The organism is Agromyces sp. H17E-10 (assembly GCF_022919715.1).
Lineage (GTDB): Bacteria > Actinomycetota > Actinomycetes > Actinomycetales > Microbacteriaceae > Agromyces.
On record NZ_CP095042.1, the window covers coordinates 2,366,021 to 2,381,608 of the forward strand.

The 15,588-nt window shown below is 71.8% G+C and carries 15 protein-coding genes; 2 read left to right on the forward strand and 13 right to left on the reverse strand.

Features of this window, described 5'->3' with window-relative positions; translation table 11 throughout:
- Complete coding sequence (locus MUN74_RS10710) at positions 1–807, reverse strand: hypothetical protein (RefSeq protein WP_244852045.1); 807 nt, start codon at positions 805–807, stop codon at positions 1–3.
- Between the two features lie 166 nt (positions 808–973).
- Positions 974–1,192 (reverse strand): antitoxin, encoded by a 219-nt coding sequence (locus tag MUN74_RS10715; protein WP_244852046.1) that lies wholly within the window; start codon positions 1,190–1,192, stop codon positions 974–976.
- A gap of 120 nt (positions 1,193–1,312) precedes the next feature.
- Here MUN74_RS10715 and MUN74_RS10720 point away from each other — a divergent pair, with 120 nt between their 5' ends.
- The gene (locus tag MUN74_RS10720) at positions 1,313–1,939 is read left to right on the forward strand and encodes a GNAT family N-acetyltransferase (protein WP_244852047.1); all 627 of its coding nucleotides are present in this window, start codon (positions 1,313–1,315) and stop codon (positions 1,937–1,939) included.
- Positions 1,940–1,976: 37 nt separating this feature from the next.
- Here the strand turns inward: MUN74_RS10720 and MUN74_RS10725 are convergent, their stop codons facing one another.
- The 6 genes from MUN74_RS10725 to MUN74_RS10750 all read right to left on the reverse strand — a co-directional run bounded on the left by MUN74_RS10725 (position 1,977) and on the right by MUN74_RS10750 (position 9,898).
- A complete protein-coding gene (locus tag MUN74_RS10725) occupies positions 1,977–4,280 on the reverse strand; it encodes an exo-beta-d-1,3/1,6-glucosidase (RefSeq protein ID WP_244852048.1) in 2,304 nt (767 codons plus the stop codon).
- A 56-nt stretch (positions 4,281–4,336) separates the two neighbouring features.
- Positions 4,337–5,512, reverse strand: a complete 1,176-nt coding sequence (locus MUN74_RS10730) for an ABC transporter permease (protein WP_370647291.1) — start codon at positions 5,510–5,512, stop codon at positions 4,337–4,339.
- A gap of 1 nt (position 5,513) precedes the next feature.
- On the reverse strand, positions 5,514–6,497 hold the full coding sequence (locus MUN74_RS10735) for an ABC transporter permease (protein ID WP_244852049.1): 984 nt from the start codon (positions 6,495–6,497) through the stop codon (positions 5,514–5,516).
- Positions 6,494–7,297: an ABC transporter ATP-binding protein gene (locus MUN74_RS10740; RefSeq protein WP_244852050.1), complete on the reverse strand. Its 804-nt coding sequence runs from the start codon at positions 7,295–7,297 to the stop codon at positions 6,494–6,496. Before MUN74_RS10740 ends, MUN74_RS10735 begins: the two co-directional genes overlap by 4 nt.
- Positions 7,294–8,175: an ABC transporter ATP-binding protein gene (locus MUN74_RS10745; protein ID WP_244852051.1), complete on the reverse strand. Its 882-nt coding sequence runs from the start codon at positions 8,173–8,175 to the stop codon at positions 7,294–7,296. The genes MUN74_RS10740 and MUN74_RS10745 overlap by 4 nt, the downstream gene beginning before the upstream one ends.
- Positions 8,176–8,239: 64 nt before the next feature.
- The gene (locus MUN74_RS10750) at positions 8,240–9,898 is read right to left on the reverse strand and encodes an ABC transporter substrate-binding protein (protein ID WP_244852052.1); all 1,659 of its coding nucleotides are present in this window, start codon (positions 9,896–9,898) and stop codon (positions 8,240–8,242) included.
- Positions 9,899–10,158: 260 nt separating this feature from the next.
- Between MUN74_RS10750 and MUN74_RS10755 the strand changes: the two genes are divergently transcribed.
- Positions 10,159–10,803 carry a TetR/AcrR family transcriptional regulator gene (locus MUN74_RS10755; RefSeq protein ID WP_244852053.1) on the forward strand — a complete coding sequence of 215 codons (645 nt, stop codon included), beginning with the start codon at positions 10,159–10,161 and terminating at the stop codon, positions 10,801–10,803.
- Between the two features lie 35 nt (positions 10,804–10,838).
- Here the strand turns inward: MUN74_RS10755 and MUN74_RS10760 are convergent, their stop codons facing one another.
- The 5 genes from MUN74_RS10760 to MUN74_RS10780 form a co-directional block, all read right to left on the reverse strand.
- The gene (locus tag MUN74_RS10760) at positions 10,839–11,579 is read right to left on the reverse strand and encodes a sulfite exporter TauE/SafE family protein (RefSeq protein WP_244852054.1); all 741 of its coding nucleotides are present in this window, start codon (positions 11,577–11,579) and stop codon (positions 10,839–10,841) included.
- Between the two features lie 70 nt (positions 11,580–11,649).
- Positions 11,650–13,128 carry a sodium/solute symporter gene (locus tag MUN74_RS10765; protein ID WP_244852055.1) on the reverse strand — a complete coding sequence of 493 codons (1,479 nt, stop codon included), beginning with the start codon at positions 13,126–13,128 and terminating at the stop codon, positions 11,650–11,652.
- Complete coding sequence (locus MUN74_RS10770) at positions 13,125–13,547, reverse strand: DUF485 domain-containing protein (protein WP_244852056.1); 423 nt, start codon at positions 13,545–13,547, stop codon at positions 13,125–13,127. The genes MUN74_RS10765 and MUN74_RS10770 overlap by 4 nt, the downstream gene beginning before the upstream one ends.
- Positions 13,544–14,299 carry a LytR/AlgR family response regulator transcription factor gene (locus MUN74_RS10775; RefSeq protein ID WP_244852057.1) on the reverse strand — a complete coding sequence of 252 codons (756 nt, stop codon included), beginning with the start codon at positions 14,297–14,299 and terminating at the stop codon, positions 13,544–13,546. The genes MUN74_RS10770 and MUN74_RS10775 overlap by 4 nt, the downstream gene beginning before the upstream one ends.
- Entirely contained in the window at positions 14,296–15,486 is a 1,191-nt protein-coding gene (locus MUN74_RS10780; RefSeq protein ID WP_244852058.1) for a sensor histidine kinase, read from the reverse strand. Before MUN74_RS10780 ends, MUN74_RS10775 begins: the two co-directional genes overlap by 4 nt.
- Positions 15,487–15,588: the final 102 nt, after the last annotated feature.

Genomic DNA, 15,588 nt, shown 5'->3' on the forward strand with positions numbered 1-15,588 from the left:
TCAGTAGGCGATGCCGAGCGGGCCGGTGCCGGTGTCGGCGGCGACGGTGCGCACGTCGAGGAGCTCCTCGCGGCCCGCGCCGCCCGATACCGCGAGCGTCAGCACGGGTCCGACTCCGGCGGCGTAGAACTTCAGCTCTTCGACGTCGGGTTCGAGCGGCGTCGTGTCTCTCGTCAGCAGGGCACCGGTGAACGCACCGTACGGCACCTCGACCAGCTCGTCGACGCCGAGCACGGCTCCGGCGTCCTCCGCCTCGCCCTCGAGGTACTCCTGTCGGTAGGCCATGCCCGGCTGCGGGTCGGCCGGCAGGGCGACGCCGGCCTGCGCCCCGTCGACTCCGGCCTCGAAGCTGCCCTCGGTCGACGCGACCTCGCCGTGCTCGAACTCGGCGGTCTGCTCGCCGAGGTACCAGATGTTGCCCGCCTGGTCCTGCGCGTACCAGTCGAAGGTGTCCTCCACGATGTCGACCCCGCGGCTCACGGTGTCGCGCACGACCCGCGCCTCGACGCCGTTCGCGACGACCTTCGTCTCGGAGGTCGCGGTCACCCGGACGGTGAGGTCCCCGTCGGGGTCGGTCTCGCGGTACACCCACTGCGTGCCCGGCTTCATGGGCCAGTACGGGTTGTCGATGTCGCTCGTGAAGTCGGCCGGGTCGAGGGTCACGGGTTCGCTGCCGACGGGGAGCGCCGTCGCCGCTGCTGGGGGTGTCGACGGGGGTGGCACCGCGGGCGACGCGGTGCAGGCGGACAGCAACGCGACGCTCGCCACGAAGACGACGGACGTCGATGATCGTTGCTTCGAACCCATCTCGCCTCGATCCCGAGCGCAGCCCTCCACCCAGCATCCGCCGCGCGCGGCCGGGCGGCAGCGCAGTCGATCCAATCGTCCTGTGGCGAGGTGCGACGAGGGGCGGATGCCGCAGCATCCGCCCCTCGTCCTGCCGGCCCAGCGACCGGCGTTCCGGCTCTGCCGGTTACTCGTTGCCGACGGCCCCGTCGGCGGCGTCGCGAGCACCGTCGATGTGCTCGTCGAACTTGCCGCCCGTGACCTTCTTGGCGAGGTCGGCGACGCTGTCGAGCACGCTGTCGCTCACGCCCTCGGCCTGCTCGCTCTTCAGCGCCTCGCCGATCTTCTCCTTGTTGTCTTCGATGAAGTCCTGCGCGGCCTTCGTGACATCGTCGATCGAACCCATCGCCCCCACCTTTCGTTCGGGTGTCGTGTGCCTCGTCATCGTTGCACGCCTTGCGCCCTCGTGGAAAGCCCCCGACTTGCTCGCCCCGCGGGCTGACGACGCCGTGGCAGACTCGGACGGGTGACCGCTGCTCCCACCGCGACCGTTCCCGCTCCGACCGAACTGCGGGGGCGATTCGTGCTCCTGACCCCGCTCGTCGAGGCCGACCTGCCCGAGCTCCACGGGCCGCTCGCGCGTCCCGAGGTGTTCGCAGGCGGGTTCGGCGGCGGACCGGCCGGGCTGCCGCAGGGGAGCGCGGCGTTCATCGAGTGGGCGCGGCGCTACTACCTCGCCGACGATGCGGCGCGGCCCTTCACGGTGCGCCTCGTCGGCGGATCGGGCGACGAGGAGATCGTCGGCGCGACGAAGCTCGCCGACTTCGACGTCGCGAACGAGTCGACGCACATCGGCTGGACGGCGTACCACCCGAAGGTCTGGGGCACGGCCGTCAACCCCGAGACGAAGCTGCTGCTGCTCGACCTCGCGTTCTCGCACGGGTTCGGTCGCGTGAAGATCCAGGCCGACTCGGTGAACGAGCGTTCGCGCGCCGCGATCGAGAAGCTCGGCGCCAAGCTCGACGGCGTCATGCGTCGCGACAAGCGCCGCGCCGACGGCACGTGGCGGTCGAGCGCCGTCTACTCGGTGATCATCGACGAATGGCCCGATGTGCGAGCCGGGCTCGAGGCCCGGCTCGCGACCTTCGACTGACGGGAGGGCACGCGGGCGGGGTGCGGGCGGCCCTCGGCTACCCGACCACGGTGAACGGGGCGCGGAGCAGGTCGGCGTCGCGTGACGACGGCCCGACGAGCAACTCGAACGCACCGGGCTCGACGATGCGCTCGCCGCGCGCGTCGACGATCGAGCACGCTGCGACGGGCAACTCGAGCTCGACGATCGCCGTCTCGCCGGCCGCGAGGTCGACCTGGGTGAAGGCCTTGAGCTCCTTGCCGGCCCAGCTGACCGACGTCACGGTGTCGCTCACATAGACCTGCACCGTCTCGCGGGACGGCCGATCGCCGGTGTTGCGCAGCTCGATCGTCGCGCGCACCGTGTCGGAGACCGAGAGCTCGTCGGCCTCGAGGCGAAGCGCGCCGTACTCGACCGTCGTGAACGAGCGGCCCTCGCCGAACGCCCACGCCGGCGACTGGGTGAGGTCGGCGTAGCGGTCGCCGTGCTGCCCGCGGATCTGGTTGTAGTACGTCGGCTGCTGGCCGACGTGGCGGGCGAACGAGATCGGCAGGCGGCCGCTCGGCTCGATGAGGCCGAGTGCGAGTTCGGCGATCGCTCGTCCGCCCTCCATGCCGGGCGAGGCGGCCCAGACGATCGCCGAGGCCTTGTGCGCCGAGGGCGGCAGCACGAGCGGCTTCGACGCGAGCAGCACGACGACGAACGGCGTGCCCGCCTCGGCGACCGCGTCGAGCAGCGCGATCTGGCCGCCGATGAGCTCGAGCGTCGCGGTCGAGCGACCCTCGCCGACGAGCTCGATGACGTCGCCCACGACGGCGACGACCACGTCGGCGGCCTCCGCCTGCGCGACCGCGTCGGCGAGCAGGGTGTCGTCGGGCGGTGAGGGCACGACGATCTGCGGGCGGGGCTGGCCGTCGGGGAAGGTCGCCCCCGCCGGGTCCTGCTCGAGGGTGAGCACGTCGGCGCCGCGGGCGTGCGTGATCGTCCAGTCGGCGGGCGCGTAGCGGCGGAACCCGTCGAGCACGGTCGTGATCATCTCGCGCGGCTGGCCGTCGAGCCAGCCGGCCTGGCCCGAGCTGCCGGCCCAGTCGCCGAGCTGGGTCTGCGCGTCGTCGGCGAGCGGCCCCACGACCGCGATCGTGCGGGATGCCTCGTCGCCGGCGATCGCCCGCCCCGAGGCATCCGCCTCGAAGCCGCCGCCGAGCGGCAGCAGCCCGTCGTTCTCGAGCAGCACGAGCGACCGCCGCGTGAGCTCGAGGTTGAGCGCACGGTGCCGGGCCGTCGCGATCTCGGTGGCGATGCGCTCGCGGTCGGGATGCCGCGGGTCCTCGAAGAGGCCAAGCTCGAACTTGAGGGTGAGCACGCGGGCGACCGCCGCGTCGAGCTCGTGCTCGGCGAGGAGGTCCTGCTCGATCGCGTCGAGCGCGCCGCGGTAGAAGCCGGGCGTCGTCATGATCATGTCGTTGCCGGCCTTGACCGTCGCCGCCGAGGCGTGCGCGTAGTCGGGCTGGATCTGCTGCTCCCACACCATGCGGCCGACGTTGTCCCAGTCGGTGATGAGCGAGCCCGTATAGCCCCACTCGCCGCGCAGCACGTCGGTGAGCAGCCACTCGTTGAGCGTGATCGGCACGCCGTCGGTCGTCTGGTAGCCGAGCATGAACGTGCGGCAGCCCTCGCGCGCGACCCGCTCGAACGGCGGCAGGAACCACGAGCGCAGCTTGCGCCGCGACAGGTCGGCCTCGCTCGCGTCGCGTCCGCCCTGCGTCTCGGAGTAGCCCGCGAAGTGCTTCGCCGTCGCGAGGATCGCCCGGCGGTCGTCGAGCCCGTCGCCCTGGTAGCCGCGCACCATCGCCGAGGCGAGCTCGCCGATGAGGTGCGGGTCCTCGCCGAAGGTCTCGTCGACGCGGCCCCAGCGCAGGTCGCGGCTGATGCAGAGCACGGGCGAGAAGGTCCAGTGGATGCCGGTGGCCGCGACCTCGACCGCCGTGGCGCGGGCGGCGCGCTCGACGAGGTCGGCGTTCCAGCTGCCGGCCATGCCGAGCTGCGTCGGGAAGATCGTGGCGCCCTCCCAGAACGAGTGCCCGTGAATGCAGTCCTCGCCGACGAGCAGCGGGATGCCGAGCCGGGTCTGCGCGACGAGCTCGTGGGCGCGCTCGAGCCGCTCGGGTGAGGCGTGCAGGATCGAGCCGACGTGCTTGCCGAGCACGAGGTCGTCGATGTCGTCACGGGCGTCGAGCTGCAGCATCTGGCCGACCTTCTCCTCGACGCTCATGCGGGCGAGGAGGTCGGCGACCCGCTCGGCGATGGGCAGTGCGGGATCGCGGAAGGCGGGGGCGTCGTCGTGCAGCGGCAGGGCGGTCACGGGTGGGATGCTCCTCGAAGGTGCTGGGGTCGGCTGGACGCGGAGATCGATGTCGGTCATGCGTTCGCGGTCTCCTGCTCGGCGGTGGGCGCGGCGGCTGCGGCCGCGTCTGCGGGTGCGGTGGTGTCGGCGGTCGCGGATGCGGCGGGCTCGGCGACGGGCGCGGGGTGCTGCCCCGCGTCGCGAGCGGGCGGCGTGGCGGCCGCGGACGGCGCCTCGCCCGGGGCATCCGCGTCGCCCGAGGCCGCCGGCGCGCGCACCGCGGTGACCGCGCTCGTCGCGCTGAGGCCCTGCTTGCGCATCGCCCGGGCGCGCTCGCCCGCCGAGCGCAGGCGCGGGTTGACGTACTCGTCGATGCCGAAGTTGATGAGGGCGAGGGCGGTGCCGAGCAGGGCGATGCAGAGGCCCGCGGGCACGTACCACCACCAGTAGTCGGGGAAGGCGCCGTTCTGCTGCGCCCAGAACAGGATCGTGCCCCAGTTGAGGTTCGTGATCGGGATGACGCCGATGAACGCGAGCGTCGTGAGGCCGAGCACCGCGGCGGTCACCGTGCCGACGAAGCTCGAGGCGATGATCGCCATGAGGTTGGGCAGCATCTCGACCGCGATGACCCGCCAGAGCGGCTCGCCATTGGCGCGCGCCGCCTGCACGAAGTCGCGGCTGCGCAGCGACATCGTCTGCGCCCGGAGCACGCGTCCGCCCCACGCCCACCCGGTGATCGCGAGCACGGCCGAGATGAGCAGCAGGCTCGGGTTCTCGTACTGCGAGGCGATGATGATCATGAGCGGCAGGCCCGGGATGACGAGGAACACGTTCGTGAGCATCGACAGCGACTCGCTGCGCCAGCCGGCCAGCATGCCCGAGGTCACGCCGACGACGATCGCGATGAGGGTCGCGATGATGCCGGCCAGGAATCCGACGACGAGCACGCCGCGGGTGCCGTAGATGATCTGGCTCAGCACGTCCTCGCCCATGTGGGTGGTGCCGAGCCAGTGCGCGGGCGACGGCGGCTGCTTGAGCGCCGAGTAGTCCTTCTCGAGCGGGCCGTACGGGGCGATGAGGTCGCCGAAGACGGCGAGCACGGTGAAGAAGGCGAGGATCGCGAGGCCCGTCAGCGACTTGCCGTTGCGGAACATCGAGAACGAGGCACCCATGCGCTTCCACATGTTGCGGCCCGGTCGCGAGCCCGCGGGGGCGGACTCGCGCAGCGCGGTCGTGGTGGGGATCGTCATGTCAGGCCTCCAGCTGGCGGGCGCGCGGGTCGAGGATCGCGTAGGCGATGTCGGCGAGGATGTTCGCCGCGAGCACCGCGAGCGTGATCACCAGGAACAGGCCCTGCATGAGCGGGTAGTCCTTGGCGTTCGTCGCGTCGAGCAGCAGCTTGCCGACGCCCGGGTACGAGAAGACGAGCTCCATCACGAGGGTGCCGCCGACGATGAAGCCGAGCGAGAGCGCGAAGCTCGACAGCTGCGGCAGCATCGCGTTGCGGGCGGCGTAGCCCGTGACGACCTGACGCTCGGGCAGGCCCTTCGCCTGCGCGACCGTGATGTAGTCCTCGTCGAGGACCGTGATCATCATGTTGCGCATGCCGAGGATCCAGCCGCCGAGCGAGGCCACGACGATCGTGAGCGCGGGCAGCATGCCGTGGTAGATGACGCTGCCGATGAACTCGGCGTTGAACCCGGGCGTCACGCCCTTGTCGTAGGCGTGCGAGGCGGGGAACCAGCCGAGCGTCGTCGAGAAGACGGCGATCGCGATGAGGCCCATCCAGAAGTACGGCACCGTCGAGAAGAACGTCGCGATGGGCAGCACGGCGTCGGCCCGGCTGCCGCGCCGCCAGCCGATGAACGCGCCGAGTCCCGTGCCGAGGATGAACGAGATGATCGTGGCGAGGCCGACGAGACCGATCGTCCAGGGCAGGGCGACCGCGATGACGTCGGTCACGGGGGAGAGGCCGTGCGAGAAGGAGCGGCCGAGGTCGCCCGACAGCAGCAGGCGCCAGTAGTCGAGGTACTGCTGCCAGAGCGGCGTCTCCTGGTCGAGGCCGAACAGCGTGCGCAGCGCCGCTGCCGCCTCGGGGCTGATCTTGCCCTGGTTCTTCGCGAGGAAGGCCGAGACCGGGTCGCCCTTCATCATGCGTGGCAGGAAGAAGTTGATCGTGATCGCCGCCCAGGCGGTGAACAGGTAGAACAGGGCGCGTCGGACGATAAACCTCACGCTCGGGCTCCTTGGGTGCTCGGGGCCGCGAAATGGCGGTCGGGGTCGGGGGAGGCGTCGCGCAGGGCGCGCGTGTACTCCTGCGTCGGGCGCAGGATGACGTCATCGGCGGGGCCGCGCTCGACCACGCGGCCGTGGTGGAGCACCATGATCTCGTCGCTGAAGTGACGAGCGGTGGCGAGGTCGTGGGTGATGTAGAGCACGCCGAGCTGCGACTCGCGCTGGAGCTCGGCGAGCAGGTTGAGCACGCCCAGGCGGATCGACACGTCGAGCATCGACACGGGCTCGTCGGCGACGAGGAGGCTCGGCCGCGACGCGAGGGCGCGGGCGATCGCGACGCGCTGGCGCTGGCCGCCCGACAGCTCGTGGGGCCGGCGGTCGACGACACGTGCGTCGAGGCGCACCCGGTCGAGGAGGCGGTGCACCTCGGCGTCGACCTCGTCGCGCGGCACCACACGGTCGAGCCGCAACGGCCGCTCGAGGTGGTGGCGGATCGTGTGGTACGGGTTCAATGAGGCGAACGGGTCCTGGAAGACCATGCGCACCTGCGCGCGGTACCGGCGCAGTGCGCGCCCCGAGCGCGGGATCGGCTGCTCGTCGAGCAGCACCTGCCCCTCGCTCTGGCGTTCGAGCTGGGTGATGATCTTCGCGATGGTCGACTTGCCGCTGCCCGACTGGCCGACGAGCGCGAGCGTCTGGCCGCTGCGCAGCGTGAAGTCGACGTCGTCGAGGGCGAGCATCTGGCCGGCACCGCGTACGCGGTAGCGCTTCGTGACGTGGCGGAATTCGAGGACGGTCATGCCGTGACCTCCTGGGCGGCGGTGGAGGTGGTGAGCGGTGCGTTCGTCGTGGCGCGCACGAAGTCGCCGCGGTCGCCGGTCAGGCTGGGGAACGAGCTCAGCAGGGTTCGCGTGTAGGGATGCTGCGGGGCGCGGTAGAGCCGCTCGGCGGCGCCGAGCTCGACGATGCGGCCCTCGCGCATCACGGCGATGCGGTCGGAGATCTCGAGGAGGAGCGGCAGGTCGTGGGTGATGAAGACGACCGAGAACCCGAACTCGTGGCGCAGCTCGGAGATCTTGCGCAGGATGTCGCGCTGCACGAGCACGTCGAGGGCGGTCGTGGGCTCGTCCATGATCATGAGCTGCGGTCGCAGCGCGAGCGCCATCGCGATCATCACGCGCTGGCGCATGCCGCCCGAGAGCTCGTGGGCGAACGACTTCAGCCGCTCGCGGCCGACACCGACGATCTCGAGCAGGTCGCCGCACTCGCGGGTGCGCTCGGCCCGGCTCATGCCGGGCCGGTGCGTCGTGAAGACGTCGGCGAGCTGCCGGCCGATCGGCAGCACGGGGTTGAGTGCGTTCATCGCGCCCTGGAAGACCATCGACGCCTTGTTCCAGCGGAACCGGCGCATCTCGTCGTCGGTCAGGGCGCCGATCGACACGTCCTCGCCCGATGCGTCGTGGAAGACGACCTCGCCGCCCGTGATCACGGCCGGGGGCTTCAGCAGCCGCTGCACGCCGTAGGCGAGGGTGGTCTTGCCGCAGCCCGACTCGCCGGCGAGGCCGAGGATCTCGCCGCGGCGGAGCTCGAGGGTCACGTCGCGCACGGCCTCGACGGGCGGATCGCTCTCGTACGTGACGCTGAAGTCGGTGATGCTGAGGAGGGCGTCGTCGCTCATGTCAGGTGTCTCTCACGTGGTGCGGGAGCCGGGCCGTCCCCGGCCCGGCTCCCGATGGGGTGGATCAGTCGGCCGGCTGCAGCTTGGTCAGGATGAGGACCGAGGTCGGCTGCGTCGGGTCTGCGGGCACGTACGGGTCGTCCTCGCCGGGCCAGCCCACGTAGTTGCGGGTGTTGTACTGGCCGATGAAGGGACGGGTGCCGATCGGGATCGTCGGCACCTGGTCGACGAAGATCTTCTGCACCGTCTCGAGTGCGGCGGCGCGGGTCGCGTCGTCGGTCGCCGTCGCGTACTCGTCGAGCGCGGCGGTGGCCTCTGCGTTGTCGAAGCGGCCGAAGTTGAAGTCGGCGGCCTCGCCGATCGGCTTCAGGAACCGGCCGTCCATCTGGTCGCTGTAGAGGTCGTACGGCGTGGCACCCGAGTCGGTCCAGTGCAGGATGGCCTGGAAGTCGCCCTCGCTCTTCGCCGCCCACCAGGTGTCGGCGTCGGGCGTGTCGACGGCGGCCTCGACGCCGAGCTCCTTGACGGAGTCGGAGATGAGGCTGATGCCGGTCACGTAGTCGTTCCAGCCCTGCGGCACGGTGAGCGTGAAGGTCACCGGCTCGCCGTCGGGGTCGACGAGCGTCTCGCCGTCCCACGTGTAGCCCGCGTCGGAGAGGATCTTCTTCGCGGCGTCGACGTCGACCGAGTAGTCCTCGCCCTGGAACTCGTCGGCGATGTACGCGTCGCCGGCGGGGGTGGGCAGGCCCGTGACGCTCGTGAGCTCGGGCACGCCGCCCTCGCGGGCGATCTCCTGGTGCTTCTGGCGGTCGACCACGAGGTTGACGGCCTGGCGGAACGCGACGTCGTCGAACGGCTTCGTCGTGGTGTTCACGAACATCGAGTCGGTGCCGAGGCCCGCGGCCGCCCAGTAGACGTTGTGGTCGGGGTCCTTGTCGAGGTAGGCCGACTGCACGTTCGGGATGAACGCCTGCGCCCAGTCGGCGTCGCCGTTCGCGAGCGCGGTCGTGAGGGCCGTGTTGTCGGCGTACGAGACGTAGTACAGCGTCGGCACGGCGAGCTCGCCGCCCCAGTAGTCGTCACGTGCGGTGAGCTCGACGGCCTGGCTGTCGAACGTGTCGAGCACGTAGGGCCCGGTGCCGACCGGGTCCTCGTTGACGAACGTGGTCGGGTCGTCGACGTCCTTCCAGACGTGCTCGGGGAGGATGAGCGTGTGCAGCACCTTGTCCTGCTTCACGAACATCGGGCTCGCGAAGGTGACCGTGGCGACGTCGCCGTCGACCGACACGTCGGTGATGCCGAGCGCCTTCGTGTCGAGGGCCGGGTTGCCCTTGATCAGCTCGAACGTGAACGCGATGTCTTCTGCGGTGAAGTCCTCGCCGTCGTTCCACGTCACACCGTCGCGCGCCGTCAGCTGCACCGACGTGTAGTCGTCGGACCAGGCGATGTCCGACGCGAGCCAGGGCACGACGTCGGCGCTCGGGTCGACGAGGTTCACGATGCCGAGGGGCTCGAAGATCGCGTTCGCGTAGCCGAGGCGCATGGCCGACGAGTCGCTGATCCAGGGGTTGTTGCCCTCGGTCGTGATGGGGCCGTCGGGCTTGGCGATGGTGAGGGCGGCGCCCGCCTCGGGGCCGCCTTCGTTCGAGTTTCCGCTCGTGCATCCGGTGAGCACGAGCGCGGCCGCGACACTCGCGGCCACCAATGCGGGCTTCAGCCTCACTGCTGTCTCCTCAGGGTTCGGTCCGGCCGGTGCCGGATCGGGATGTGATTGCTCGGCGAGAACCGGGCGCCTGAGGGCGCTCGTGGACGTCGCTGTCGCAGTGTTCGTGGTGCTCGACGATTACCTTACTGACAAGTAAGCAATTTGCAAACCCCGAGTCCGTTCGGCGCCCGATGTGCGCCGTCGACGCCGTCGCGGCCCGTAGACTTACCGGTCGGAAGGTCGACCGACGACGGTCGCCGAGAGCGAGAGGGGGCGAGGTGTCGACGACTGCCAAGCGCCCCAAGTCGCGCCCCGAGACGCTCGCGAAGCGGCGCGAGATCCTGCGCGCCGCGACCGAGGTGTTCGGCAGCAAGGGCTTCACGAACGGCACCCTCGCCGACATCGCCGACCAGGTCGGCATGACGCACGCGGGCATCCTGCACCACTTCGGGTCGAAGGACCAGCTGCTCATGGAGGTGCTGACCTACCGGGACCAGACCGACGTCGCCGACCTCGAGGAGCAGCACATCCCCGGCGGCATCGAGCTCTTCCGCCACCTCGTGCGGACCGCCTTCGCCAACGCACAACGGGCCGGCATCGTGCAGGCGTTCGTCGTGCTCTCGGGTGAGTCGGTGACCGACGCGCACCCCGCGCAGCGGTACTTCGCCGAGCGCTACCGCACGCTGCGCGGTGAGGTGATCGAGGCCTTCGGCGTCGTCTGCGCCGAGCGCGGCATCGACCCGGCCGCCGATGTCGTCGCCCATGCCGCCAATGCGATCATCGCCGTCATGGACGGGCTGCAGGTGCAGTGGCTGCACGAGCCCGAGGCGGTCGAGCTCGCCGAGGCGACCGAGTTCGCGATCGAGGCGATCGTCGCCGCCGTGCTCGACCCGCGCCCGCCGTTCGTGCGCACGAACGTCTGAGCCGCTCGCAGCGCTCCGCGGGCCGGGCGGGCGCGTCACCCGAGCAGCTCGAGTGCGCCGTCGACGAGCGCTGCGGTGCCGCCGAGGTACGCGATCACGATGACCGCGAGCCGGGCGACCCGATGGCTCACCCGGGGTGAGAGCCACTCGCCGATCAGGAGACCCACGAGGAGCGCCCCGATCACGAACGGCCAGGCCGCGGGGTCGAGCGACGGCCACGTCCACCCGGTCGCGATGAACTTGCCGAGCAGGGCCGCCGAGCCGATCACGATGAAGTACACCTGCGCGGTGGCGGCGAAGCCGACCTGCGGCCAGCGGGTCGCGACGGCGTAGACGCTGAGCGCCGGCCCGCCCACACCGGCCGAGGCGTTCATGAACCCCGAGGCGGCGCCCGCGATGATCGCGGGAGCCGGCCCGGTCGCCGTGTGCGCGGTGCGGGTCACGACGAGGGTCACGGTGAGGGCGACGACCACGAGCAGCCCGACCCCGACCTGCAGCACGGGCCCCGGCACGTTCGCGGCGACGATCGCGCCGGCGACGGTGCCGAGGATCGCCGGTGGCAGGAGCCAGGCCAGCCTGCGCCCCTCCACCTGCCGCCACACGCGCGGCAGGATGAGCAGTGACGAGAGCACGGCGCACAGGTTGACGACGACGACGCCGTCGAACGGCCCGAGCAGGATGACGAGCGCGGGCGCCGCGATGAGCGCGAACCCCATGCCGGTGATGCGCTGCGACGCCGCGCCGACGAGCACGGAGAGGGCGACGGGCAGGAGCACCGGGCAAGTCTAGGCGTCGTTCGGCAGGATCCCGTCGTTCCGGCTCGGCGGCCCCTGGACGGGCCCCGGCTCAGCCCCGCTCGGGCACGTGCAACCGAGTCAGGTACGCATCGACACCGCGCGGGATGCCGCGGCGATCGCCGCGCGAGGCGAACACGGTCACGACGACAGCGAGTGGAACGGTCCACGCGGCGGGCTGCTCGAGGAAGGGACGCAGCGCGGGCACGGCGTCGCCGAGCGGGCCGCCCGCGAGGATCGCCGCGGCCGACAGCACGGCACCCGTGAGCATGCCCGCGATCGCCCCGCGGGCGGTGAGGCCCCGCCACCAGATGCCGAGGATGAGCATGGGGCACAGGGTCGACGCCGTGAACGCGAACACGAGCCCCACGCTGCCGGCGAGCCCGCTCGACTCGGTCGCGAGTGCGACCGCGAGCGGCACCGCGGTCGACACGATCGCGGCGATCCGGAACCCGCGCACCCGGCCGCCCAACAGGTCCTGGCTGATGACGCCCGCGAGTGAGACGACGAGCCCCGACGAGGTCGAGAGGAACGCGCCGAACGCGCCCGCGATGACGAGCGCCGTCAGCAGGTCGCCGACGATGCCGGGCACGAGCCGGTCGGGCAGCAGCAGGATGAGTGCGTCGGCGCTGCCCGGTGCGGCGAGGTCGGGCGCGAACACGCGGCCGAGCAGGCCGAACGTGGTCGGGAAGAGGTAGAACACGCTGAGCAGCACGAGCACGATCACGGTGGTGCGCCGGGCGGCGACGCCGTCGGGGTTCGTGTAGAAGCGCACGAGCACGTGCGGCAGCCCGAGCGTGCCGAACAGCAGCGCGACCATGAGCGAGATCGTGCGGTAGACGTCGAGGTCGGCAGGTCCCGCGCTCGCCGGGAAGGCTTCGGCGGGGGTGATCGCGGCCGCGAGCTCGGCCGACGGCGAGCCGCCGCCGACCACCATGAGCAGCACGACGACGGGCAGGGCGAGCGCGGTGAGCTTGAGCCAGAACTGGAACGCCTGCACGAACGTGATCGCCCGCATGCCGCCCGCAGCGACGACGACCGCGACGATCACCGCGACCGCCACCGATCCCGCCCACGCCGGCAGGCCGGTCGTGATGCGCACCGTGAGCGCCGCGCCCTGCAGCTGCGGCACGATGTAGAACCAGCCGACCACGATCACGAGCACGCTCGTGACGAGTCGTGCGCCCCGCGACTCGAGCCGGGCCTCGGTGAAGTCGGGGATCGTGTACGCGCCGCTGCGCCGGAGCGGCGCCGCGACGAAGAGCAGCAGCATGAGGTACCCGGCCGTGTAGCCGATCGGGAACCACAGCGCCGACGCGCCCGTCAGCAGGATGAGCCCCGCGATGCCGAGGAACGACGCCGCAGACAGGTACTCGCCGCCGATCGCCGAGGCGTTCCACCACGGGCGCACGGTGCGGCTCGCGACGTAGAAGTCGCTCGTCGTGCGCGAGACGCGCAGTCCGTAGAACCCGATGAGCGCCGAGACGAGGGCGACCGCGGCGATCGCGATGTAGCCGATCGCGGGGTTCACGAGTCCTCCGCGAGGGCGCGGTAGCGGGCCTCGTTGCGCGCGGCCGCACGCACGTAGAGCACGCCCACCGTGATGACGAGGGGGTAGAGCCCGAAGCCGAGCAGGAGCCACGAGACGGGCACGCCGAAGACGAACGCGCGGTCGAGGTCGGGGACGAGTGCGATCGCGACCACGAAGAGCGCGGTCGCGACCATGAACCCGACGGCCACGACGACCGCGAGGCGCAACTGCGACCGGATGAGCGAGCGCACGTACAGCCCCTGCACGTCGCTCGTGCCGCCGCCGACGGTCGGCGCCGGTGGCGGCCCGCCCGCCTGCGGCGCGGTCACCCGCACCCGCTTGCTGCCCGCTGGTCGAGTGGGGAGCGCCCCTTCGACGGGCTGAGGCGCCGCGACCGGCTCGAGACCCTCGTCGCTCACGGCCGCGCTCGCAGGGTCGCCTGCTCGAGCCGTTCGCGCAGGCCCGGCAGGAGGCGCCGGCTCACGGGCAGCTCGGCCTGCCCGACCGTCACGCTCGGGTGGTCGGCGCCGAGCCGCACCCGCCGCACGTGAGCGAGGGCCACGAGGTACGACCGGTGCACCCGCACGAATCCCGCGTCGGCCCACTGCCGTTCGAGGTCGGCCATCGGCACGCGCACGAGGTAGCTCGCCTCCTCGGTGTGCAGCCGCGCGTAGTCGCCCTGCGCCTGCACGTAGCGCACGTCGTCGCGGCGGATCATGCGCGTCGTGCCGCCGAGCGTCACCGCGATCATCTCGGGCGGGGCGGATGCCTCGGGCGCGGTGCGGCCCGTGGCGCGGGTGCCGGCCGCGGTGATCGCCTCGACGACCCGTCCGACCGAGCGGTGCAGTCGCTCGGTGCGCACGGGCTTCAGCAGGTAGTCGACGGCCTCGAGGTCGAACGCCTCGAGCGCGCCCTCCTCGTCGGCGGTCACGAACACGAGCACGGGGCGCTGCTCGAAGCGCGCGAGCGCCCGCGCGAGGTCGAACCCCGTGAGGCCCGGCATGTGGATGTCGAGGAATGCGGCATCCACGGGCTCGCGCGCGAGCAGCCGGATGGCCTCGGATCCCGAGGAGGCCTGGTGGATCGTGCCGATCCGCGGGTCCTGCCGCAGGAGGTAGGCGAGCTCGTCGATCGCGGGCTGCTCGTCGTCGGCGATGAGCACGGAGATCATGGTGCGATCCTCCCATCACGACGCGGACCGGCCTTGGGCACGCGCATGCGCACGAGGGTACCCGCGCCGAGGTTCGTCTCGACGACGAGGCCGTGCTCGTCGCCGTAGACCTGGCGCAGCCGGGCGTCGACGTTGCGCAGGCCCACGTGCTCACCGTCGGCGGGGCCGCCCGCGAGCACGCTCGCGAGCGCCTCGGGGTCGATGCCGACCCCGTCGTCCTCGACGGTGACCTCGGCGTAGGCGCCCGAGTCGGCTGCCTCGATCGTGATGCGACCGCCGCCCTCCTTCGACTCGAGCCCGTGCCGCACGGCGTTCTCGACGAGCGGCTGGATCGAGAGGAACGGCACGACCGTCGAGAGCACCTCGGGAGCGATCTGCAGGGTGACCTTCAGCCGGTCGCCGAACCGGGCGCGCTCGAGCTTGAGGTAGCCGTCGATCGAGCGCAGCTCCTCGGCGATGGTCGTGAAGTCGCCGTGCCGGCGGAACGAGTACCGCGTGAAGTCCGCGAACTCGAGCACGAGGTCGCGGGCCTTCTGCGGGTCCGTGTTGATGAACGAGGCGATCGCGTTGAGCGAGTTGTAGATGAAGTGCGGGCTGATCTGGGCTCGCAGGGCCTTCACCTCGGCCTCCGCGAGGGCCGCGCGCGAGGCATCCAGTTCGCCCAGCTCGACCTGGGCCGCGACCCAGTCGGCGACCTCGCCGGTCGCCCGCACGAGGCCCGCCCGCACGGGGGAGGCGAACGCGACGATCGCGCCGACCGGGCCGGCGCCGCCGACGACGGGCGCGGCGACCGCGTCGGTCTCCCACGCCCCGATCGGGATGCGGCGCTGCACCGTCGCCCGCCCGCTCGCGAGCGCCTCGGCCGCGAGCCGTTCGGCGACCGGGCGCACGGCGTCGTCGCCGTCGATCGCGATCGCGCCCGTGCGGTCGGCGAGCGCGAGGCTGTCGCAGCCGAGGAGCGCGCGCAGGTGCTTGCCGGCGCGCTGCGCGTCGGGGCCCTCGAGCCCGCCGCGCAGGTGCTCGGCCGCCCGCGAGGCGAGGTGCAGGGTCTGGTAGGTCGCCTGCTCGGCGTCGGTGCCGAGCTCCTTCGAGGCGAGCACGATGCGTCGCAGGAAGATCACGAGCCCGACGGCGAGCGCACCCGCGGCCACGCCGACGGCGGCGGCGAGCAGCATCGACTCGGGCATGCACGCCAGCGTAATCGCCTCGCCGCACGGCGGGCGGCGGCATCCCTGCCGTTCGTCGCACCGACGGCGCCGTTCGTCGACGACGAGCGGCGCTCGCCCCAC